Here is a 22390-nt window from a genome sequence, read left to right as displayed (position 1 = left end):
CCCCCTAATTGCATTCTTGGTTATTTACCTTTAAATTGTGGTGTTCTTTTCTCCAAAAAGGCTTGTGTTCCTTCCAGTTTATCTTCCGATCCGATTAATATGGTCTGGGCAAGCTTTTCCAAATAAAGCGCAGTTTCCATTTCCATGTCTGCCCCGCGATTAACGGCTGCCTTTGCCATTCTTACTGCGAGAGGCCCTTTTAAACTTATTCTTCTGGCATATTCCTTTGCTGTATCCATAAGTTCCTCTAGCGGAACGGCTTTGCTGATCAAATTGAATCTTTCAGCTTCTGCTGCAGTGATAACATCACCAGTTAAGATCAATTCCATAGCTTTGCCTCTTCCAATAATTCTGGACAGTCGCTGCGTACCGCCGGCACCTGGCATAATTCCTAATCCCACCTCGGGCAGCCCAAGCTTAGCATTTAAAGAAGCTACACGGATATCACAGGCAAGCGCAAGCTCCATTCCACCTCCCAGAGCAAAACCATTTATTGCTGCAATAGTCGGCTTTTCATAGTCCTCAATTTTCCGGTAAGTTGCTGTCATATTAGGCTTGAGAGCATCAATCATGGTCCTTTTGTTTAACTGGCTTATGTCTGCACCAGCTGCAAAAGATTTTTCACCAGCACCTGTAAAAATGATGACACGGATGTTTTTATCGTCTCTAAATACATCCAGTGCTGATTCTATTTCCAGCAGGGTATCTGTATTTAAGGCATTCCTCAATTCAGGACGATTAATAATAATAAAACCAATACCTTCTTCTTCACGAACCAAAATATTATTAAAATCCATATTTAGCACCTTTCTATTAAACAGGCATTTTCTTTAGATTTTCTGATATGATGAAAGCTGCATCTGTCATTCTTCTTATTTCATCAATAGTGCTGTTTTCAGATAATTCCTCGAGATACAGTTCTCCATTGTTCACTTTGAATACAGCTTTTTCTGTCACAATCATTTCCGCTTTACGAATTCCGCTGGTTGGATAAGTTAGGGTATTAACAATTTTCGGAAGATGATCTTTGGTTAAATGGGTAATAGCGACAATAATTTTTTTTGCACTCGCCACTAAATCCATGGCACCGCCAACTCCCAGAATATCCTGACCTGGGACTGCCCAGTTCGCGATTTCTCCCGATCCGTTCACTTGGAGTGCACCTAAAACTGCAACATCAATATGCCCGCCGCGAATCATGACAAAAGAGTCGGAACTTGAAAAGATAGAGGCGCCTATTCCCAATGAGATCGGGTGTTTGCTGGCACTGATAAGGTCCATATCTATTTCTTCCTTAGGCGGAGTAGGCCCCATTCCCAGTAACCCGTTTTCTGATTGCAGATACACCTTGCTTTCAGGCCTTAAATAGTTCTGTATTAAGGTGGGGATTCCTACACCGAGATTGACAACAGAGCCTTCCGGGAGCTCCATGGCAATTCTTTTTGCAATCCTCACTTTATCTGTATCCAGTTTCTTGCCTGCCACGCTCAACAAATTCACCCCCTATTTTTTCATAGCGATCATTCAGCACGACCATATCAACAAAGGAATGCGGGGTAACTATCTTTTCAGGATCAAGCGTACCTGCTTCGACTATTTCATCCACTTCGGCAATTACAAGCTTGGCAGCCGTTGCCATCATTGGGTTAAAATTCCGGGCTGTTTTTGAATAAATGAGGTTTCCAAGTGTATCCGCTTTTTCAGCTTTAATAAGAGCTGCATTTGCTTTTAAACCTCTTATGAAGATATATCTTTCCCCATCAAAGGTCCGTTCTTCTTTCCCCTCTGCCAGCTTGGTTCCGACAGCCGTTTTAGTATAAAAGCCGGCAATACCCGCCCCGCCTGCACGAATTGCTTCAGCAAGAGTTCCCTGAGGAATGAGTTCAATCTCCAGCTCGCCGTTTTTCCAGGCTTTTACAGCATCGCGATTCGATGTAAAATAAGACCCGACTGCCTTTTTAATATGCTTAGAGATTAATAGTTTTCCTAAGCCTCTTCCTGCTTCTCCTAAGTTATTGCTGATGATCGTTAATTCACGGGCGTGATCTGTTTCGGTAATTGTGTCTATCAGCGTAAACGGAGTTCCACAAAGACCGAAACCGCCTACTAATACACTGTCTCCCCGCTGAATAAACTGAACGGCTTCTTCGGCTGTGACAAGTTTTTCACAGTTTTTAGTGTTGTTCATGATACCGGCCTCCAATCTTGCACAACGCTAGACTTCATATTTGTAAAATCCGCGTCCTGATTTGCGCCCGAGTCTTCCGGCTTTAACATATTTAATAAGGAGCGGACATGGACGATATTTTTCACCTAATGTCTTATGCAAATATTCCATGTTTCTCAGTCTCGTATCCAATCCAACCAAATCTGCCAGCGCCAAGGGACCCATGGGATGATTCAGGCCAAGCTTCATTGCTTTATCAATATCCTCTGCAGAGGCTACACCCTCCATCAGAAGATTCATAGCCTCATTGCCGATCAGACAGTTCATCCGGCTGGTAACAAATCCAGGAAACTCGTTTATCTCGACTGTCTCCTTGTTAAGCTTCCTGCCTATTTCTTTTGCTTTTTCTACGGTCTCATCCGATGTCTGCAGACCTCTAATAATTTCAATAAGCTTCATTTTGTGAACAGGGTTAAAAAAGTGCATGGCAATACATTTTTCCGGTCTGGATGTTTGTGCGGCAATTTCTGTGGGGCTCATGGTGGAAGTGTTGGTTGCGAGAATCGTACGTTCCGGACAATATTGATCAAGCTGTTTAAAAATATCGATCTTTAACTCCATCATTTCGAAAACAGCTTCTATAACTACATCTGCATTTTCAGCAGCCGATTTTAAATCTGTTGTAAATTCTAAGCTGCTGAGAGCAGCTGTTACCTGATCATGGTTCAAGTAGCCTTTTTCAGCACTTTTACTCATTTCAGATTCAATATATTTTTTAGCCTTATCCAGATTCTCTTCGCTCACGTCATGTAAAAAGACGTGAAATCCTCCAAGTGCTGCTGCATAAGCGATTCCTCTGCCCATAACGCCGGAACCGACAACTGTTAAAGTTTCCATACTAAATTGCTCCTTTTGCAAGATTATGGTGGTTTCTCTCATTATTCTTTTTGTTTTATATTAAAAAAAGGAGTTTAAAAACTTCTTAAACTCCTCTTCTCTCCTAATACCAAATTAATAGTTATCTATCTGCGCTCTCTGGAGCTTACCGCTGTAATCCACGTAAATCGATTTCCATTCCGTATAAACATCCAGTGATGCTACCCCAGAATCTCGATGGCCATTGCCCGTTCCTTTCGTTCCTCCAAATGGAAGGTGAATTTCTGCTCCGGTAGTTCCTGCATTCACGTAAACAATACCAGTATCCAAATCTCTCATAGCTTCAAAAGCCTGATTGACATTTTGTGTATAAATAGCGCTGGAAAGACCGAATTCTACCATATTATTAATTTCAATGGCTTCTTCCATACTTTGAATTGGAATTATGGAAACGACTGGCCCAAAAATTTCTTCCATGGCGATTCTCATATTTGGCTTTACATCTGTAAAAATAGTCGGCAGGTAGTAGTTGCCTTCTTTCAGATCCTCATCATCAGCAATTTTTCCGCCCGCAAGCAGCTTTGCTCCCTCTTCCTGGCCTATTTTTACATACTCGTCTATTCTTTCAAGGGAAGAACGATTTATGACCGGTCCAACTTTAACTGTTTCATCCAGCCCATTGCCAAGCTTCAATTCTCCAATGCGATCCAGCAGCTTTCCTTCAAGTTTTTCTTTTACATCGTTGTGCACAAGGACACGGCTTGTAGCGGTACATCTTTGGCCGCTGGTACCAAAAGCCCCCCAAAGAATTCCTTCTACAGCAAGATCAAGATCTGCATCCTCCAACACGGTGATGGCATTCTTTCCGCCCATTTCAAGAGAAGTTCGCTTTAATAAAGCTCCTGCTTTTCCATTAATATCTCTGCCGACTTCATTCGATCCTGTAAAAGAAATTAAATCGATGTCCGGATGTTCAACCATTGCATTTCCAACAACACTTCCCGACCCATGCACAAGGTTAATTAAGCCTTTCGGAAGACCTGCCTCTTCATAAATTTTCACAAATTCAGCTGCAAGGATTGGAGTTTCAGTTGCCGGCTTCCATACTAGAGCATTTCCTGTTACAAGAGCAGGAAGCGACTTCCATGAAGCAATTGCAATCGGGAAATTCCAAGGAGTGATCAATCCTGCCACTCCAACAGGAACCCTGACACTCATGGCAAATTTATTGCGAAGCTCGGACGGAACTGTATCTCCAAACATTCTGCGTCCTTCTCCTGCCATGTAGTACGCCATATCAATAGCTTCCTGTACTTCTCCTCGTCCTTCGTCAATCACTTTTCCCATTTCACTGGTAAGGATTTGGGCCAAGGCTTCCTTTCTTTCTTTCAATAAAAAAGCAACATGATAGAGAATTTCAGCACGTTCAGGGGCTGGCACTAATCGCCAGGATTTCTGCGCGGTTTTCGCTGCTGCAACAGCTCTATCAACATCTTCTTTTGCAGACTGTGTTACTTCAGCAAGAACTTCACCTGTTGCTGGGTTTAATACAGGAGCAACTTTCCCAGTTGACGATTCACACCATTCACCATTAATAAAATTTAATACTTTCTTCATTTAAAGGACCTCCATTAGTTAGTAATTATCCTATTACAATTTTTAATTTCTCTTTAATTCGATTAACTGCTTCATATAATCGATCATTGGGCACAGACAGAGAGACTCGGAAATACCCTTCTCCAGAGGGCCCGAAAGCATTGCCAGGAGTAAGAATGACACCCGTCTGTTCCATAACGCTGGAAACAAATTCGGCAGAAGTGTATCCCTTAGGCACTGGAGCCCATATGAAGAAGCTTCCTTTTGGCGGATCTACTTCAATCCCAATCTGGCTCAGACCGTCGAGCATCGCATTCATCCGCTCTTTATATATAGCGTTATGCTTTGCAATACACGTTTGATCACTGTTTAAAGCAAAGGCTGCTGCCTTTTGGATGGAAGTTAGCTGACCTGTATCCGTATTGCTTTTATACACCGAAAGCGCTTTAATTATGTTTTTGTTTCCAACCACATAGCCTATTCTAAATCCTGTCATGTTATAGGTTTTAGATAAAGAGCCAAACTCTACAGCAATGTTTCTGGCTCCTTGCGCTTGAAGAATGCTAGGTGCTTTATAGGAATCAAAAGTGACCATATTATAGGCAGAATCATGCGCAATCGGAATTTGATGGCTATGCGCAAATTCAACCACTTCCTCAAAGAATTCAATATCCACTGTAGCTGAAGTCGGGTTTCCCGGATAATTCAAAAACATTAACCTTGCCTGCTTCAAAATTTCATCAGGTATGGCATTCAGATCTGGCTTAAAATTATTTTCCCTGGACATTGGCATGTTATGATACCGTCCATTTGCCAGCAGTGTGGCCATTCGGTAAACGGGATAACTTGGATCCGGGATAAGCACATATTCACCGGGATCCACAAGAGTTGGGACCAGATGGGCTATCCCCTCTTTAGATCCGATTAAGGCAAGAACTTCTGTTTCAGGATCCAACCTTACTTGATACTGCCTCCAATAGAAATCAGCTACCGCCTGCTTGAACTCCATACATCCTACAAAACTGGGATACTTTAAATTGGCGGGCTCCTGTGACTCTTGTATAAATTTCTCAAGAATATGATTTGGAGTTGGCAAATCCGGATCTCCTATCCCCAAATCAATGATATCGATACCCGCTCTTTTCATAGCTTCTTTCTTTTTATTAACCTCTGCAAATAAATAGGGAGGTATTTGCCCTATTCTATCTGATGAAAAATTCAAATGCTCACCATCCTGACCAATAAATTTTCGTAAATTCTGAAAATTAAATATTCATACTATTAATTTAAAGGATTTATTAATAAATCACTATGGTTGATTTGTACAAAAAAATATCCTATTTTCCAATAGATTCCGTACGTTTTTTACAAAATTATGCTTTTTTAAAAGAATAAAAATCTTATAATAAAATGTATTTTTTACTTTCAACCTTTAAACACACATGGAAGTTTCCTGTGATTATTGAAGTGGTGGAAGAAATAAATGAAAAAAAGAAAAAGAATGTCTGGGACATTCTTTCATCTTCTGAAGATTTTCGAACTTTATCTTTCCGTCGATTCCCCGATTTAAACGCCAATCGAGGCTGTATACCCCATACAATTAGTGCAAAAGAAACCGCCTGCAAAAACGTGTTCATCACGACTAGCCGCTCATTTTAGGCCTTCTTGATAACCGCTATGATTAAGACAGAAGATAATCCCTAAAACGGACGATAAGTAAATGCTTATGAAGATGAATATCGATAGTAAAGCATCCTTGCCTCTTATGGCCCTTAGCCATAAGCAAAAGAAAATAAAGCCTTTTTACTTTGGACCTTGGTAAACTACTTGAAATAAATGTAAATCAGGGTCGTTGCAAGCGGCAGGAACAGAAATTTGTGATTGTGTCAACCCATCCTGATTTTGATCCCAATAAGCATCAGGCACAGGTGATACTCCTTCGAATTCCTTCTCAATACTGTTTTTTACAGTAATAAAATAATAGGCATCCCATATATAGTAGGCAACAATGACTCTTTTTACCCACCAGTATAATAAAAATCAGAAGCAGTGTAATGAAAAAGCCTGTGTATGGTTCCATCTAGAAAAGCCCCCAAAAACGATCTTTCTATTTATAATTTCTCTATTTTTAACACATTGATTTGTGCCGGGAAGGATTCCAGTATTTCTGTGTACCAGATTTTCACCATATCTCCACTCTTTATTCCACTCAAAACAGCATTATTCAATTTATACACAGATTTATAATTTCCTATTAATTCATTGACGGATTGTGTTTCTGCATCTGCCAACGTAAATCCTTTATCTTCAATAAGCAGTATGATATTTTCTTTCATAACGATTGTTCCTTCCAAAGTTGCCGCTCCCTCATTAACCTGAGCCTGCTGACTTAATATCCCTATCAGCCAAAGCAATAACAATACTATTATTAAGATAAAAATGGCTGCTGCTCTTTTCATTGTTCTATTCTCTCCAACCGTGTTTTCATACATCATTCTTGATTATCCAGAAAAAGAATACTCTAAGGAAAAGACAGAATTACTCTCCTGAAGACATCCATTTGCTTCCATTACTTTTCTCATGGCACCATTATTGGCCCGGGTTACCCCGAGATATGTTTCAGCTTTAAAATCATGCTGCAATCTATGGAGTCCAATTAAATGCAGGTTCTTACCATACCCTTTACCCTTAAAATCAGGGTGGATGCCGATCCAAAACATCCTTCCTTCCCGATCCCGGCCAGGTTCCAAATGAGGAAAAACGACTCCTGCCGGTTCAGAATGAACCGTATAAACCGTAAACATTTTATCTGCTTGTTCAGGGAGCTCTGTTTTCATGCTCTTTAAAAATTTCTCAGTTTGTTCATAAGTAAAATTCATAACCTCAGATAAGAAAGTAATGGAACTTTTGTTAAGGCGCGGCCAAACTTCATAAGGAGGGACCTTTTTATTCTCACATTCTGCAAACTGCTTTTTAAAAATAAGTCTTTCACCAATCACTTTCATTTTTCCTCGAGTGACAACTAATTTATCCAAAATTCCTTGAGGGCACTCAATCTTTACTTTTTCAATTCTGCTCTTATCCAGGGTAAGAAGCCTATTTATTAAATAATCTACTTTATTAGGACTTCTTAGTTCATCTTGAAAGATTTCCAAAATAATTTCGGAATCACTTTTTATACTGTGTACACCTTCTGCTTTCAGGTCTTTTAATAGTTCCTCCATAGTAATCACCTCCACTTAAGAGATAAAGAAAATGGCCATTGAATAAATTCCAAGGCCATTTGGTGTCTTATCCTTATTCCATTACAGATGCCGAGCAGTAACCGAACGTTCACATTCCAAAATTCCTCCTGGCGGTCCTTCATACAGGACTTCACCGCCTCCAGCACCTCCATCCGGACCCAAGTCAACGATCCAATCACTTTTGCGGATAACATCCAGATTATGTTCAATGACTATAACGGTATTGCCCTTTTCCACCAATTTATTAATGATTTCCAGAATATTAGCGACATCGGACATATGCAATCCAGTTGTTGGTTCATCAAGTATATAAATGTTTCCTTTAGTATTCAGTTCCTTTGCAAGCTTAAGCCTTTGACATTCGCCACCTGACAAGGTGGTCAGAGGCTGTCCCAATGTCAAATAGCCAAGACCGACAGTTTCCAGTGCTTTGAGTTTTTTCTGAATATCTTTTGCATCAAAGAACTCTACAGCATCCGCTACAGACATCTCCATGATTTCAACAATATTTTTTCCCTTATATAGGTATTGGAGCACGTCCTGCCTAAAACGGCTTCCATAACATTCGCTGCATTCGACTTCCATTGTATCCATAAAGGATAAATTGATTTCAACCGTTCCAGTGCCTCCGCATGACGGACAGCCCCCGGTCGAATTATAGCTGAATAATCCGCTCTCCACTCCATTGGCATCTGAAAAAGACTTGCGAATCGAATTCATAATGCCAGTGAAAGTTGCCGGATTGGACCGTATGTTCGCGTGGACCGGGCTTTGATCAATACGGATTGCCTCCGGAAAATCTTTCGCAAACACTTCGTTCACAAGTGTGCTTTTCCCGGAACCAGCTACACCTGTAATAACAGTAAAAATCCCTTTTGGAACTGAAAGACTCACATTCTTCAAATTGTGAAGGGTGCTTTTCCTGCTTTCCATAAACTCGGAAACCGGTCTCGGATTGGCGTTGATCTCTGCACTTCGGTTTAAATAATTGGCAGTCAATGTGTCAGAAGATAAGAAATCCTGATAACTGCCGGTATACATAATCTCTCCCCCGTGTGTTCCGGCTTGAGGCCCAACATCAACAATATGATCGGCTATTTGGATGACATCAGGATCATGCTCCACAACTAGTACTGTATTGCCCCTGTCACGCAGCCGAACCAGCAATTCATTTAACCGGTGGACATCCCGCGGATGCAGGCCGGTGCTGGGTTCATCAAATATGTACATAAGACCGGTTAAGTTACTGGATAAATATTTGACCATTTTCACCCTTTGGGATTCACCGCCCGATAGTGTTGGCGTTTCCCTTGTCAAATCCATATAGCCGAGCCCAATGTCACAAAGGTTTTCCAATCGTTCCATGATCCCGTCAGCGATTGGCTTAGCTTCCGGTGATGTAACCTGTGGAAGGGTTTCGATTAGCTGATCCAATTGCATGGACGTCAAGTCAAAAATGGAATAGCCTTTGATTGTGGATGAAAGCACCTTCTCATTGTAGCGTTTTCCTCCGCAGGAAGGGCATTCCGTCATGGTGCTGAAGTTCTTCAGGAGCTTCTCGCCTGATTTTGAAGTCTCTTTGTCCCTCTTCACATGCTGCCGCATAAATTTGACTGCCAGGCCCTCATAGGTTGCATTCATATCATTATTCATATAACTGACTGTTACTTTTTGCGGCTCTGCATAGACAAGCTTATTAAATTCTTCTTCTGTATAATCATTAATTTTCTTATCAATATCGAAGAATCCGGATTCCGCATACGCTTTCCATTGCCATGTTCCAGGTCCAAACCCCGGAAGCAGAATAGCTCCTTCATTTAAGCTTTTTTCCTTATCAAGAGCAGCATCAAGATTTAGCGTAATAATTCTCCCAATCCCTTCACATTTCGGGCACATGCCGCTGGGATCATTAAATGAATATGCGTTGCTGTAACCTAAATGAGGTTCTGCAAACCGGGAGAATAACAGGCGAAGAAGAGGATTAATATCTGTAGCGGTTCCAAGTGTGGATCGGGCATTTCCGCCGAGCCGTTTTTGATCGACTACAACGGCAGTAGAAAGATTGTTGATTTCATCTGCTTCCGGACGGCTATATTTCGGAAGAAAAAGCCGCTGAAAACTGCTGTACGTCTCATTTAACTGGCGGCCTGCCTCCTGGGCAATCGTATCAAACACGATAGATGATTTGCCTGAACCGGAGACACCTGTAAATATTGTGATCTTTCCTTTTGGAATCTTCAGATCAATATTTTTCAGGTTGTTAACTCTGGCATTGAAAATTTCGATGAATTCCTGCTTCACACAATCAGCTCCTTTTGAAATCAATTTTCTTATGTATGAAATATGCGCGGAGAACAATCATACCAATAATGAAAATCAAATTGCAACAATATTCTCTAATTCATTTAAAGTTTTTGGGGAAAACGGTCCTTTCCATAAACTCAGGCCACTGCTGCCGGTAATTGATAGATTATATAGAAGGAATGACAACAGCCCTGCAAGCTTTCTCATAAAACTCAATTGGCCCTGCTCCACCAATAATTGCATATTCATATCCTATTTCTTTCATATCTCTTAAGCAGTGATGAAGCAATGCATTTCCTACGCCTTTAACCCTGCTGGTTTTTACTACACCCATAGGGCCGAAATATCCCTTTTTGTTCCGGTAGACATCAAATGCTGCGAATCCAATTATTTCATCATTTTGATTAAGCGCAATATAAATGGAAGGCTTCTCTTGCTGGAATCCGCTGCGGATCGTATAAGACCATTCCTTGGAGAAATGCTCTTCAACAAAGTTTCCCAGTATAATTTGATCATCTTTTTTTGCTTTACGAATAGTCTGGAAGTTTAACCTGGGGAAGGTATATCTGCCAAGGTGAGCGATCATGTCCCTGGAGGTTGTACCAAGGGTTAAAATGGTATGCTTATCTTCTTCAGATAAATGGTGTTTTATGGAGGGTCTGTTAATAAAGCTTTAAGAAGATGACCTTCGTTAACATAAACCTGATTATACCTTTTCATATACTTAAAGGCAGATTCAAAAACCTGCACTACTTCTTTTGTAACAGTCATGCTAAAAAATTCGCTTTGCGTTTTGCCATTTATATTCCCAGTCAAATCACTTAAAGAAAGTTTATTCAAATTGATTTTCAAAGAAATTTCACCCAGTGCTCCTGTCTTTTCTTCCAGGCATGCGATAAACAGATGAACTGGATGGAGCACTTTTTGTTCTGAAAAGCTGGCTTCCCGTTCGGCATTTTTCATGATTATTTTCATCCTATCCGTAAAGTTTGCTGTACTTCTCAGAACAATCACCCCTTTTAAAACCCTTTTTCAGCTTCCGGACACCACTTCATATTCAACCCAAAATAAAAAATTCCTGCCACTTTATTTATAAAAGATTTAAAAAGCTGAATCCATACACTGCACCCACAGCAAAAATGATAGTCCAGAGTGCCAAACTTATGGTCATCCACCTTATCACTCCCGATTTTGATGCCCCAAATGCCAGAGCAATAATGGCCGCAATATCGGTTCCAACAATGATTGGAGCTAATAATGCTAATCCCGGGATCCCGTATTTTTGCCAAATCTCCTTAGACCGCCTTTCTTTTCTTGTTGGTTCTGTAATGCCCTTTTTTAATTTCCTTGCCTGCCGCAAGCTTTCAACCTGTTTAAAGAAGGCACCGAGCAAAAGGATTAACAGAAGATTTCCCGTAAATGCAGTGAGACTGACTCCGATAGGCGATAGTCCCCAAAGAATCCCAAGAGGGACAATAATTGATACATCCATCCAGGGTGCTGCCGCAAGCAAAAATAATACTGTATATTGCATGTATATAGGTGCATCTTGTGCCCATTCCAGCATATCTCTTCCCTCCCATGAAAAATCCAGCTTACTCTTACATTATGAAAAAAAGCATACAATCACCATCGCAATACCTTACAATCCCCCCTTGGATGTGACAATTTTGTCACTTTATTCCACCTGACTTTATCGAAGTATTCCTTTTACTCAAAGGATGCTGTTAGTACTTAAAAGTGACGCCCGTTGTCAAAATTTTGATTTCACCAAAAATAGAAGGAGGTATAAAGAATTCAGATAACGAAGTAAACAGGTAAGGAGGTGAAAAAACGATGACTCTCCTTTTTTACAAAGCGATGGAGGCGTTTAAGAAGGATGCTGAACGTCTGGAAAAAGAAAAGCTTCAAAAGGAAAAGTCGAATGAGAAAAAATCAAAATAATGAGTTACTCTTTCATTCCCCATGGGGGGATTTTTTTTGAAATATAACACAGATACAGTTTTCCCCAAATGATAAACAACGGACTGCCGACATTAAAATATGCGTCCCTGCATTGCAGAAACGCATAATTCTTTCCTTTTCCAGCCTGAATATTCCTAGTGATTAACTCTTGTTTTTTCTGTCTCCATCAAAATATTTTCATCAACCCTTCGATATATTTCTTCCAATTGATCTTTATCTTTTAGGATATTTTTCATGTTTTCTTCTACTAGTTTATGAAATGTTTTCTTTTTCATTAATGCCATCCTTTCTAAGCTTGCCGCCATACTCAGCAGGTTTCCTTTAACATCAAAGCTTCAGAGACAAACTTTTTTATTTCCTCTTCGTCTTCCGGTTCCGGATTGAACTCTATCCTCAGGGGACTGCCGACAACTGTTCCCCCTTGTTCTTCTATAAGTTTTTGAAGGTGATCAAGGGCGCCGCAAAATTCAGGGTAGGAGGTATCTCCTGATCCAAAGATGGCAAAGGGATGATTTTCGAGATCCAGCTGTTCGATTTCTTCAATGACATCGAGACATTCATCAGGATAGTCCCCATCTCCCCATGTATACAATCCAATAAAAGTAAGATCATAGTTTAGTAGTTCAGCAGCACTTTGAACACTCATAAAATCTTCTAAATCCACATCATGATTTTGATCCTTCAGCTCCCCTGCGATTATGTCCGCAATGGCTTCTGTGTTCCCCGACATACTTGCATAAAATACGCCAATTTTCATTCCTCTTCACTCCTATCAATGAATTAATGCTGTTGGGTTATATCTGTGGGTGATCCATTTACTTTCTCTATGTGAACAGATAAAAAGCTGGTCTTTAAAGCCCGCACCCCTGAATCCATGTCCAGCTACGGTTTCAATGGGAATCAGGGACATGCTTTTCTTATGGACTTCGTAGATTCTTGAAAAACCGTCTTCATCCTGACTTGTCGTGGCATATACTTTTTCATTCGCCTCAAAAATATCCAGGAAAGCTCTTTCTGAGATAGGCTGCTGGCATACACTCCACCTATTTGTAAATGGATTCAGAATCTCAATCGTTCCCATACCGGACCTAGCGTTTCCCTTTGCAATGATGAGAAGGTCATTTTCATTTCTATAAATGGAGGAAATCATTGAATGCTTTTCTTTTTTTATGAGCTGTAATTCCCCGCTTCCAACATAATATCTCCATACCCCTCCATTCTGGGAGTTGATTTGTGTTCCAATATAAATGCTCCCCTGATGATATAGCAGAGATCGGATAAGGGGCTTTTGGGACATATTTTGAAATGGACTTAAGACAGACCAATCAGAACCAAAATTAGTTGATATGTATAAGCTGCTGCCGCCATGAGTTACGATATATCCCATCTGGTTTCCTGTAATATCCCACAGCCGCCGGGCGGTTGGGAATGAGGTCTGATTCCATTTTTTTCGCTGCAGATCGTATCGGATAATTGTGCCATTGTCACCGATTCCGAATATGAAATGACCTAATTGCACAAGTTTGTATATATTTTGTGTTAACCCATACTGAAGGAACCAGTCTCCATCCTCAAAGGAATAAATGCCCGCCTGCTTTACTGCTACTATGAAAGGAAGATTTGGGGTTGATAGCACTGCTGTGGAGCCCTTATCAAACATGTTCCATCTCCTCATTTTTCACTATCCATTCATAGGCAGATTCGGCAAATTGCTGACACTCAAGAATCTGCTCATCTGTTTCAGGGTTAAGTTCTATTTTTAACCTTTGCTGAAAAACATTGGCTCCTCTTTCACTCAATTTGTCAGCAAGCGTATCCACTGCTGCACAAAATTTTGGATAAGCATGATCACCAGAACCAAAGCATGCAGCATGTATTCCTGTTAAATCGTGATCATTCAATTCTTCAAAAAAATCCTCAGCTTCATAAGGAAGATCGCCATCCCCCCATGTATAAGCACCAATGAAAATACAGTCATAGGCAAGGATACTATGAATATCTGTCAAATCCAGGCTATCCATATACACTTCACATCCTTTAGATTCAAGAACTTTTTTCAGAATGGATGCCATATCTTCTGTATTTCCTGACATACTTAAATATCCAATGAAAGCCTTCATTTCACAGCCTCCTAATTGATAATGATTTTCAATTATTATTAAATTGATCATAAGTGATAATGATTATCAATGTCAATGAATATTTTAATTTTGTGACCTTTTTCCTGATTAATGTGATAAAAAAAGCAAAGGGAAAAAATATGTACTGCATAATGAGTTAACTTAGCAGTTGTAAATAAGCTTGATCTTCGAAGGAGCAGAAAAGCTGTATAAAAAATAGAATAGATGCACAACTTATGCCTGATTCATTAAAAAGACATGAGGTGTGCATGGATGGAGTGGTTTGGCAAAAGTCATAAGTATTACAATTTTGAAATGTTTTCAGCCAGTCATCTTGTTACATTGGCAATCTTTTTTTTGGTTTCATCCGCCATTTTTCTATACCGGAAAAAGCTGAATGGTGCTGGATGGAGAAGGTTTGAAGTTGGATCAGCCATTTCCTTAATAATGGTCGAGATATCGAATCACGTATGGATGTTAGAGAATGGAGTCTGGAAATTTGGACGATCCATGCCATTGGAATTGTGTAATATTGGACTTATTTTATGTATCCTTTTACTCATGACCAGGAAAAAGATTATTTTTGAACTATTATTTTTTATTGCGATATTGGGTGCTACTCAAGCTATACTTACTCCAGCTTTAACATACGACTTTCCTCACTTTCGCTTTTTTCACTTTTTCTATGCACACATGATGGTTGTATGGGCAGCCTTATATTTTTTGTGGGCTAGAAATTACTATCCATCATTTCAATCGGTCATAAAGCTAATTGTATTTATCAATTTGCTCTTGCCGGTGATCCTCCTGATTAACAACCAAACGAAAGGAAATTATTGGTTTTTGCGTCATAAACCTGAAACCCCAAGTTTCTTTGACGTATTGGGTCCCTATCCATGGTATATCTTCTCTTTGGAGAGCTTACTGCTGATTCTGAGCTTAATCGCATGGTTTATCTTACGAAAACGGGAAAATAGTCATAAAGGACGTTCTCATTTTTAATAAACTGGGCTGATTTTAGCCAATAAGAAAAGCTGCCAGCAGATGGCTGCTTTTCTTTACAAAACCTCGTGCGGAATTATTCTTCTATTCCCCAATCCAGCTTTAAAATAGCCTTTAAGTTATTCACTTGCCCGGCTCCATTTTCTCCGCAATTTTATGCTCAAGACGAGCCTTCAGAGCTTCATTTTTCTCATAGCATTCTTCTCCTAAAGCAGTAAGCTCAATACACTTCTCTTTTTTGTTATTCTCGACATTATGAACGTCGACAGGCCTTTTGCAGCAAGATTCTTTATAAACTTATGTATCGCCTGTCTGGAAATCTCAACATTCCTTGTCACATACGAGATGGTTGGCCTTTTTTTGTATATCCGGGCCATACCATTCAGAATTTGAAATATATATATCGCTCTGATCATTCCATGCTTTCTCAGCTATTTTTCGGATTAAACTATGCCGCTCACTGATTAAATTTATCAGATCTAAATTCTGCAATTCAGAGTTTGAAGTCAACTAATTCACTCCAATCCTTATCTTATCTTCGTCCCTACTATATAAAAACTGGTGGGTGGTATTAATTTGGCTGCCACTTATGGCTTTGCTTCAATACCAGTAACAGGTCAGGGGAGGATGATAAGGTTTGGTAGAAGGAACATATCCTTGCATCAAAAAGAAAAGGCAATTAACAAACGGCCAGTTTTCGTGCGTGGAAATTTTCTATATGCATATTGGGATATAGAAACGGAATAAAGATAAATAAAGCTAACGCTCAGATACGTTAGCTTTATTCCTGTTTTACTCATTTTAGATGGCCTTGGCTATGTAATATTCCAATTCCTCTTTCAGACTGCAGGTTTCGCTCAGCTTTCTGCTATTCTCCGCAAAAGAGTCCTTGTCCCCCGCTTCAAGATCCTGATCAATTTTATATTGCAGATAATTGATTTTCAGGTCTATATCTAACTGTGATGATATGCATTCACTCATGAAATATCTCTCAATATCCTCTATAGCCATGTAAAACGCCTGCTGTCCATTAATCACCACAAGCGCATACCATCCCAGCATTGTAGATTTACGCTCAGGAGTGACCTCAATTAGATCTCCTTTTTGAAAATGCAGTATATTCACATGATCAGCATCCGGACAAAAGCAATCGATTTGATGATCAAAATGATCTATTGCGATATAAAACTCACTCATTTCTCAACCCTCCTACATGTCATATTCAGCTGCCTCGTTAATATCCAAACCGCAGCAAGGGCATTGGGCTTCGTTATTATCATCAGATTCAGTATCCGCCATATAACCGCACCAGCCGCAAATGTGATGTTTAATCGACTTATATCCCTCCCTCAGAGTAGATTCTTATTATGTAAACCCAATTGAGTGATAATGATTATCATTAATAAAATTTATTTTAAGTGAAAATGATTATCATTGTCAAGGAAATCGGAGAAGTTATGATAATTTAGTTTTATGGTTTTTTTGGCGACCGTTTTTACTTGAACCTCCGTATTTTGGTCGTTATAGACTTATTATGTCTACCGTTTTCACTTGGACCTCCGAGGTTTCTTAGACATGAATCTCAAATGACGTACATTTTTCTTTGAACCAACGAAGCAGCGTCGTCATAATCTTATATGGCGACTTTGCGCTATGAATATTTGTTCTTTCGCCTCCATGCTTTCCACATGCATTTCAAAAAAACACCCCCGTTCACGATTCCGTCACAATCCCTCAAAAAACCCCCTGTCCTTCCCCACCCTTCATTTGTATTTAGAAGGTGAAAGGGTGGTGCATTTATATGAATATAAAATCAGGCAGAATTGAGCATTTTGAAGGATATTCCCAGTTTAAAAATCTTAAGGAGTTTAATGCTCATGTGGAGATGTGGCTTTCGGTGCATAAGGAAGAGTTCTCAAAGGGTGAGCTAGTTGGTTTAAAGAGGCTGGTTCGTTTTGCTGCGAAAATTCCTGGAGTCTCCAATGCTAAGATCGGGACCGTTTTAAAAGCCATTCACGACGAATATAACGGCAGTGGCATTTCCCGATCCACTTTTAAAAGGATGATTGCCAAAGCTTTAGAATTAGGGATTATCACTGTCCTTGAAACTGAGAGAGAAAACGGGTCCCAGTCGAGTAATTTGTATGTTTTTAATCGTTTTCCCAAGAGTGAACCACCTAAAAAAGAAAAATTGAACCACCCTAATAAAACTATTAATCTTTCTAAAGCTAATAAAAATCAAAAGATAAATAAACGTAACGATACCGTCCTCGATCACACCTATACAAATGATCGTGTACCAGAATCATTCACCAGCACTGTAAAATACTTTTTTCCGGAAGCAAAGCAAATTGAGGAGTTTTGGAGAATGGCATCCACTGCAGCATATAAAAACAATTGTGACCAAAATTTGAACGCTGTTTTGGCTACAGCCATCCATTCGTTTAAGCAGCTGATCGGGAAGATGAAAACCCGCGCAATTACTAATCCTGTCGCTTATTTCTATGGAATCTTGACTAAGAAATTTGAAGAAATGTACTTTGAGGATTTGTTTAAAATGGGATTTTCAGCTGAAGAAAATGACTTCTTCATGAATTTTTTTTACAAATAATAAAAAAAACAGCTAACTCCCGGTTTTTCGTGAGTTAGACCCCTTAACTACGGACTTAGACCCCTTAACTCCAGAGTTAGAGGGGTTAACTGACTCATCTGGCACTTTTTCTAGATTCGCCAAAATAATGTTTACACGCTATGTTTGAGCTACCCGGGAATACTTAGAGAGCGCGCTTTCCTTGAAGGGACCGTATTCATGGAGAGTTTTGAACAGTTAGCAGCCCAATATGAGACGATGATTCATAAAATTATGCATAGCCTGAACATCTATAAAAACAAAGAGGAATTCTACCAGCTGGGATTAATTACACTCTGGGAGGCGTGGAAAAATCATGACCCTGAAAAAGGGACCTTGCTTTCCTATGCTTACAGTATGATAAAAGGAAAAATCATGAACGAATTAACCAATCAAAATAAACAAAGCCAGCAATATTTCTATCCGAAAGATGAATTCTGGGAACTTATTGAAGACCCCTCCCCATTCCCCGCCATAGATCATACACACGAGATGCTTAAAAGATGCAGACTCCTATCTGCCAATCAACTGAAATGGCTGCAGTATACCTTATGTGATCAAATGTCTGTCAAGGAAATAGCTGAAAAAGAACAAGTCACCCCGTCAGCAGTCAAAAACTGGCGGCATGGTGCCCGTGAGAAGCTAAGAATTATAATGGAAAATAATCGCTTTTTTGAAGATTAATTTATTTTACCCTGTCCTTATCACCCCGCAATACGTATATAGAGGGTGAAAGGAGGTGAACAAAGATGGCACAAGCAATTATCACTGATTCTAAACTTCGTCTAGTGTTTGAAACAGGACTTAACGAGCAGGGCAAGCCAATTCACAAATCCAAAACCTACAGCAGCGTAAAACAATCGGCAACAGCAGACCAGCTTTTCTCAGTGGGACAAGCGATTTCTGGACTATGCAGCTATCCATTGGCTGAAATGAACAGAAATGACAGCTTCGAAATCCTGGGCTAATTCATTCTATTAAAATACAAAAAAATTAAAGGAGGGAATTATAATGGCTAAAACATTAGAAATGACCTTTTTGTCAGAACTGGGCAAGCCAACGAAATTATCCGTCGATAACCCCATCGAGCCGATTGATCCTGCAGCTGTGAAGGCAGCTATGGAACAAATCATTGCTGCCAACGCTTTTGACGGCAATGGCGGTGACTTGATTACAGCGGATAGTGTCAGGCTGGTTGAGCGTAATGTAACTGATTATGAATTAATTTAAGGTGCAGTGGCCGGATTCTTTGGAACCCGGCCATTTTTAAAATGCTTATTGTAAATTCACAAGAAAGGAGCAGCTGCCATGGAACAGATGATTACATTGATCAGCGAACTCGGCTTCCCGATCGTTGTCACGTTTTTTTTGCTGAACCGGATCGAAGCGAAACTTGATGTTGTGGTTTCTTCCATTCAGGGATTGCCGGATCGATTGAAGGAATAGGAAAAAGAGATAAGCTGCCACAAAAACAGTATGGCAGCTTCTGCTTATTAATTTCACTTTACTCCTGCTTCCAAGCCTTTTCTTAATGGATCATAAGGTGTTAGATCTATTTCCATCTCCCTTTTCAAAGCAAGATCTGCAGCCAAGGTGCCCACATAAGGTCCCATTGTAAGCCCTGATGCCCCTAATCCTGTTGCGATAACCAGCCCCTCTGCAGCTGGAACCGTACCCAGCAGCGGCAAAATATCAGGTCCAGCCGGACGGAAGCCAATTCTTACCTCTTTTAGTGTGCTTTCAGCTAATCCTGGTGCCACTGTTAATGCTTCATCCAGAACTTCTTTCACACCTGCCGCTGTAAGTCGATAGTCGAACCCGGATCCCGTTTCCCTGGTAGCTCCAACCACCACTTTGGAATGATCGAAAGCCACTAAGTAGTGTGAGCTTTGCGGAAGGACAACCGGCCAGCTGGAGGTGTCCATACTGCCTATTTCCAGATGGGCAATTTGCCCACGCTGAGGCTCGACTTTAAGATCAATGCCTAACGGGTTAAGTAAGTCTTTAGCCCATGCACCGGCAGTAACGATAACTGCATCGGCAGCAATGACTTCCCCGTTCACTATTACTCCTGTAACCTTATTATTTTGAAATACAAGATCACCTTCACCTTCAATTATTGCTGCACCATGTTTTTTTGCACCATTTAGCATGGCGTCTCTTAACAGCCTCCCATCGAGCCTGGCTGCACCTGTAACATGGATAGCCTGCAGATCCTCACGGAGCGGCGGATAAAGTTCCCGGGCTTCCTCTGCTGTTAATCTCGTAATCTCTCCAACCTCAGGGGTTTCAGCTTTTTTTTGCCGAACACTTTGCTCGATCGCATCCAGTTCATCAGAACTGCTGCTGACTGCCAGAGCTCCTACCATGCCATATCCAAAATCCTCTTCGCCATCTTGTTTAAGGTTCGCTATTAAAGATGGATAATAAAGAGCGCCTCGTTTTGCAATGGTGTACCAGTCTTTGTGATCTGCTCGGGAAATCCACGGGCAAATGATTCCTGCGCCTGCTGCAGTTGCCTGTCCCTGATGTGCCTTATCAATAATAACTACCTCTGCACCTTCCCTTGTGAGATGATAGGCTGCACTTGCACCTGTAATTCCTGAGCCTATGACTGCTATTTTCATGGTTGAACTCCCCCTTTTAATCCGCAAAACTTTTCCCATTCAAATAATAATCCGCCTCTAAAAAGGCTGAAAATGCAACTTCTACCTCCGGCACTCCAAGCGACCGAACATATTTCGAAATAATCCCGGCAAATTGGTTTTGAATTGCTTTGCCCCTGTCAAACCACTTAACTTCTATAAATGGATATGCTGGAACTTCATTTTTATCAAACACAAAAGTTGAATTCAAAACTTCCAATGTAAAGTTATCTTCTCCACACTCACAAAGCCGAGCCAGGTCTTTCACCAGCTGGGTACTGATTTCCTTCGTCTGATCCACTGAAATTCCTCTTATATACAAATGCGGCATCCTATTTCCTCCAATTTTGTATACATAATGTTTTTCCTGACAACCTTATTAAAAAAGTTATAATATTATAACTTAATACTATTTTCTTTAACCAAATCTGCTTAAAGAATACCTTTCGATCGGAATCGAAGTTTCCCCTTCCGTGATTAACTCTGTTATAAGAGTACCAATTAAAGGAGATAGTGTTACTCCGCTATGGGTGGCGGCAACATAAAGGCTTTCATGGCCTGGTACTTTACCAAGAATCGGAAAGCCGTCCTCAGGCATTGCCCGAATTCCGGAAAAGGCGCGGACAATTTTAGCTTTTCTTAATCCGGGTACATATCGGACTGCCATATTGGCTGTTTCCTGAATCACATCAAGCGTTGTTGCCCGATTAAAGCCTGCTTCTTCCATTGAATAGCCCATCAGAACTTCCCCATTGTTTGCCTGCCTTAATCCGCTGATTGTAAAATTTAAGAAAGGCTTCAATGGTTCAGACACCAGGATCTGCCCCCTTAATTGATTAACAGGAATCTTAACTCCAATCATGTCACCGATTTCTCTCGACCAGGTTCCGCCAGCCAGAATAAGGTTTTTACATTTAAACGCACCCTTATCTGAGACTACTAAATATGTTCCATCCTGCTTTTTAATCTCAGTTACCTTATTATAAGCAGAATAGCGGACGCCATTTCTTTTAGCTGCTCTCATATACATATCAATAAGGCGGAATGGATTGACATTGCCATCAATAGAGCTGTAGGTAGCCCCGGCTACTTCCGGATTCATATAGGGTTCTTTTTCGAGAACTTCTTCCCTGGATAAGACTTTGATTTTGATGCCGATTTTTCGATAAGATTCCGCGAGCTTCTGTGCTTTTTCACGATCACTTTCATTGAAAAAAGGCGAAAGTCCGCCTGTCCGTTTGTATTCTACGTCTCCAATCTTTTTAGACAGATAAGGATAGAGTTCCGCACTGTACATACTAAATTCCGCATACCAGGAAGGAGTTTTATTATGTACCCATACCCAGGCCTGGGTGGATCCGGAGGTGCCTGACATGGGGTATTTTTTATCAAGCACAAGCACGCCTTCTTTGTATCGCTCAGAAAGGTGGTAAGCAATTCCGCTGCCCACTACACCCCCTCCAATAACAATCGTTTCATAATTTGTTTCCAATTACCTCACCTTCCCTTCTTCAATTTCCACCTCATCCAGAACAGACTTGACGGCACTAAAGGATGTACTGTTCGTTCCCAGTGTTTCAAGCTTAATAGGGGAAAGCGGCATTCTCATCCTCGGCAGGGGAATCTCTGAAGGTGACAGCCCAGTCTGCTGGTGAATAATTTCTGCCACCATGCTGGTGCAGATTTTAGCCTGGCAAGGACCCATTCCGCAGCGGGTAATCCTCTTAACATCATCAAAGGTCCTTCCTCCATTGCTGATAACCTCTTCCACTTCCTCACAGCTGATTTCTTCACATCTGCAGATGATCGTCGTTTTATCCAACTAATTCACCTTCTTCTCT

The 22390-nt window shown here is 40.5% G+C and carries 28 protein-coding genes and 1 pseudogene; 7 read left to right on the top strand and 22 right to left on the bottom strand.

Translation table 11 applies throughout. The features are described 5' to 3' along the window. Positions 1-20: 20 nt before the first annotated feature. From MKY20_RS16050 to MKY20_RS16025, 6 genes are all read right to left on the bottom strand, one after another. Complete coding sequence (locus tag MKY20_RS16050; protein WP_019381268.1) at positions 21-797, bottom strand: enoyl-CoA hydratase/isomerase family protein; 777 nt, start codon at positions 795-797, stop codon at positions 21-23. Between the two features lie 16 nt (positions 798-813). Beyond that, positions 814-1491, bottom strand: a complete 678-nt coding sequence (locus MKY20_RS16045) for a 3-oxoacid CoA-transferase subunit B (protein WP_019381267.1) — start codon at positions 1489-1491, stop codon at positions 814-816. Then, positions 1457-2188, bottom strand: coding sequence for a CoA transferase subunit A (locus MKY20_RS16040; RefSeq protein WP_019381266.1), 732 nt, complete (start codon positions 2186-2188; stop codon positions 1457-1459). Before MKY20_RS16040 ends, MKY20_RS16045 begins: the two co-directional genes overlap by 35 nt. Before the next feature lie 27 nt (positions 2189-2215). Continuing rightward, entirely contained in the window at positions 2216-3064 is an 849-nt protein-coding gene (locus MKY20_RS16035) for a 3-hydroxyacyl-CoA dehydrogenase (protein WP_252244942.1), read from the bottom strand. 114 nt (positions 3065-3178) lie between these two features. Beyond that, a complete protein-coding gene (locus MKY20_RS16030; RefSeq protein ID WP_251265014.1) occupies positions 3179-4660 on the bottom strand; it encodes an aldehyde dehydrogenase family protein in 1482 nt (493 codons plus the stop codon). A gap of 25 nt (positions 4661-4685) precedes the next feature. Further along, positions 4686-5861: an LL-diaminopimelate aminotransferase gene (locus tag MKY20_RS16025; protein WP_251267156.1), complete on the bottom strand. Its 1176-nt coding sequence runs from the start codon at positions 5859-5861 to the stop codon at positions 4686-4688. Between the two features lie 233 nt (positions 5862-6094). On the opposite strand from MKY20_RS16025, the gene MKY20_RS16020 reads away from it, so the two are divergent. Next, entirely contained in the window at positions 6095-6298 is a 204-nt protein-coding gene (locus tag MKY20_RS16020; RefSeq protein WP_251267155.1) for a hypothetical protein, read from the top strand. Between the two features lie 452 nt (positions 6299-6750). Here MKY20_RS16020 and MKY20_RS16015 read toward each other — a convergent pair whose 3' ends face one another. The 10 genes from MKY20_RS16015 to MKY20_RS15970 all read right to left on the bottom strand — a co-directional run bounded on the left by MKY20_RS16015 (position 6751) and on the right by MKY20_RS15970 (position 14273). Then, a complete protein-coding gene (locus MKY20_RS16015) occupies positions 6751-7134 on the bottom strand; it encodes a DUF3221 domain-containing protein (RefSeq protein WP_236887885.1) in 384 nt (127 codons plus the stop codon). A 6-nt stretch (positions 7135-7140) separates the two neighbouring features. Beyond that, a complete protein-coding gene (locus MKY20_RS16010) occupies positions 7141-7863 on the bottom strand; it encodes a GNAT family N-acetyltransferase (RefSeq protein WP_251174464.1) in 723 nt (240 codons plus the stop codon). 81 nt (positions 7864-7944) lie between these two features. Next, entirely contained in the window at positions 7945-10185 is a 2241-nt protein-coding gene (locus MKY20_RS16005; RefSeq protein WP_019381259.1) for an ATP-binding cassette domain-containing protein, read from the bottom strand. A gap of 169 nt (positions 10186-10354) precedes the next feature. After that, positions 10355-10774: a GNAT family N-acetyltransferase gene (locus MKY20_RS16000; protein ID WP_341001966.1), complete on the bottom strand. Its 420-nt coding sequence runs from the start codon at positions 10772-10774 to the stop codon at positions 10355-10357. Positions 10775-10836: 62 nt separating this feature from the next. Continuing rightward, positions 10837-11151, bottom strand: coding sequence for a Clp protease N-terminal domain-containing protein (locus MKY20_RS15995; protein ID WP_341001964.1), 315 nt, complete (start codon positions 11149-11151; stop codon positions 10837-10839). 127 nt (positions 11152-11278) lie between these two features. Further along, positions 11279-11755 (bottom strand): small multi-drug export protein, encoded by a 477-nt coding sequence (locus tag MKY20_RS15990; RefSeq protein WP_009334237.1) that lies wholly within the window; start codon positions 11753-11755, stop codon positions 11279-11281. 532 nt (positions 11756-12287) lie between these two features. Further along, positions 12288-12428: an FbpB family small basic protein gene (locus MKY20_RS15985; RefSeq protein ID WP_157380234.1), complete on the bottom strand. Its 141-nt coding sequence runs from the start codon at positions 12426-12428 to the stop codon at positions 12288-12290. 32 nt (positions 12429-12460) lie between these two features. Next, positions 12461-12910: a flavodoxin gene (locus MKY20_RS15980; RefSeq protein ID WP_019381255.1), complete on the bottom strand. Its 450-nt coding sequence runs from the start codon at positions 12908-12910 to the stop codon at positions 12461-12463. Between the two features lie 15 nt (positions 12911-12925). Next, positions 12926-13813 (bottom strand): hypothetical protein, encoded by an 888-nt coding sequence (locus MKY20_RS15975; protein ID WP_071157675.1) that lies wholly within the window; start codon positions 13811-13813, stop codon positions 12926-12928. Continuing rightward, positions 13806-14273 carry a flavodoxin gene (locus MKY20_RS15970; RefSeq protein ID WP_251267153.1) on the bottom strand — a complete coding sequence of 156 codons (468 nt, stop codon included), beginning with the start codon at positions 14271-14273 and terminating at the stop codon, positions 13806-13808. Before MKY20_RS15970 ends, MKY20_RS15975 begins: the two co-directional genes overlap by 8 nt. A 273-nt stretch (positions 14274-14546) precedes the next feature. Between MKY20_RS15970 and MKY20_RS15965 the strand changes: the two genes are divergently transcribed. Then, on the top strand, positions 14547-15275 hold the full coding sequence (locus MKY20_RS15965; protein ID WP_251174460.1) for a YwaF family protein: 729 nt from the start codon (positions 14547-14549) through the stop codon (positions 15273-15275). A 76-nt stretch (positions 15276-15351) separates the two neighbouring features. Here the strand turns inward: MKY20_RS15965 and MKY20_RS15960 are convergent. Both MKY20_RS15960 and MKY20_RS15955 read right to left on the bottom strand, forming a co-directional pair. Continuing rightward, positions 15352-15785: pseudogene (locus MKY20_RS15960) on the bottom strand (MarR family transcriptional regulator). A 291-nt stretch (positions 15786-16076) separates the two neighbouring features. Continuing rightward, a complete protein-coding gene (locus MKY20_RS15955; protein WP_217026677.1) occupies positions 16077-16472 on the bottom strand; it encodes a hypothetical protein in 396 nt (131 codons plus the stop codon). A 604-nt stretch (positions 16473-17076) separates the two neighbouring features. Here MKY20_RS15955 and MKY20_RS15950 point away from each other — a divergent pair. The 5 genes from MKY20_RS15950 (at position 17077) to MKY20_RS15930 (ending at position 19350) form a co-directional block, all read left to right on the top strand. After that, entirely contained in the window at positions 17077-17886 is an 810-nt protein-coding gene (locus tag MKY20_RS15950) for a hypothetical protein (RefSeq protein ID WP_341001957.1), read from the top strand. 198 nt (positions 17887-18084) lie between these two features. Beyond that, complete coding sequence (locus MKY20_RS15945; RefSeq protein WP_019383448.1) at positions 18085-18588, top strand: sigma-70 family RNA polymerase sigma factor; 504 nt, start codon at positions 18085-18087, stop codon at positions 18586-18588. 65 nt (positions 18589-18653) lie between these two features. Continuing rightward, on the top strand, positions 18654-18872 hold the full coding sequence (locus tag MKY20_RS15940) for a DUF1659 domain-containing protein (RefSeq protein WP_009334228.1): 219 nt from the start codon (positions 18654-18656) through the stop codon (positions 18870-18872). A gap of 43 nt (positions 18873-18915) precedes the next feature. After that, positions 18916-19134 carry a DUF2922 domain-containing protein gene (locus MKY20_RS15935; protein ID WP_009334227.1) on the top strand — a complete coding sequence of 73 codons (219 nt, stop codon included), beginning with the start codon at positions 18916-18918 and terminating at the stop codon, positions 19132-19134. Between the two features lie 78 nt (positions 19135-19212). After that, positions 19213-19350: a YvrJ family protein gene (locus MKY20_RS15930; protein ID WP_019383447.1), complete on the top strand. Its 138-nt coding sequence runs from the start codon at positions 19213-19215 to the stop codon at positions 19348-19350. Positions 19351-19403: 53 nt separating this feature from the next. On the opposite strand, the gene MKY20_RS15925 is transcribed toward MKY20_RS15930, so the two are convergent. The 4 genes from MKY20_RS15925 to MKY20_RS15910 all read right to left on the bottom strand — a co-directional run bounded on the left by MKY20_RS15925 (position 19404) and on the right by MKY20_RS15910 (position 22371). Further along, the gene (locus MKY20_RS15925) at positions 19404-20531 is read right to left on the bottom strand and encodes an NAD(P)/FAD-dependent oxidoreductase (RefSeq protein ID WP_019383446.1); all 1128 of its coding nucleotides are present in this window, start codon (positions 20529-20531) and stop codon (positions 19404-19406) included. A 16-nt stretch (positions 20532-20547) separates the two neighbouring features. Further along, positions 20548-20880, bottom strand: coding sequence for a DUF1904 family protein (locus MKY20_RS15920; RefSeq protein WP_217026683.1), 333 nt, complete (start codon positions 20878-20880; stop codon positions 20548-20550). Between the two features lie 87 nt (positions 20881-20967). After that, positions 20968-22041 (bottom strand): NAD(P)/FAD-dependent oxidoreductase, encoded by a 1074-nt coding sequence (locus MKY20_RS15915; protein WP_192908696.1) that lies wholly within the window; start codon positions 22039-22041, stop codon positions 20968-20970. Next, complete coding sequence (locus MKY20_RS15910) at positions 22042-22371, bottom strand: (2Fe-2S)-binding protein (protein WP_019383443.1); 330 nt, start codon at positions 22369-22371, stop codon at positions 22042-22044. Between the last annotated feature and the right edge of the window lie 19 nt (positions 22372-22390).

It is taken from the genome of Cytobacillus sp. FSL W8-0315 (genome assembly GCF_038002905.1).
GTDB lineage: Bacteria > Bacillota > Bacilli > Bacillales > Cytobacillaceae > Cytobacillus > Cytobacillus pseudoceanisediminis.
The sequence above is the reverse complement of the archived record's forward strand: the minus strand, read 5'-3'. Positions and strand labels throughout refer to the sequence as shown.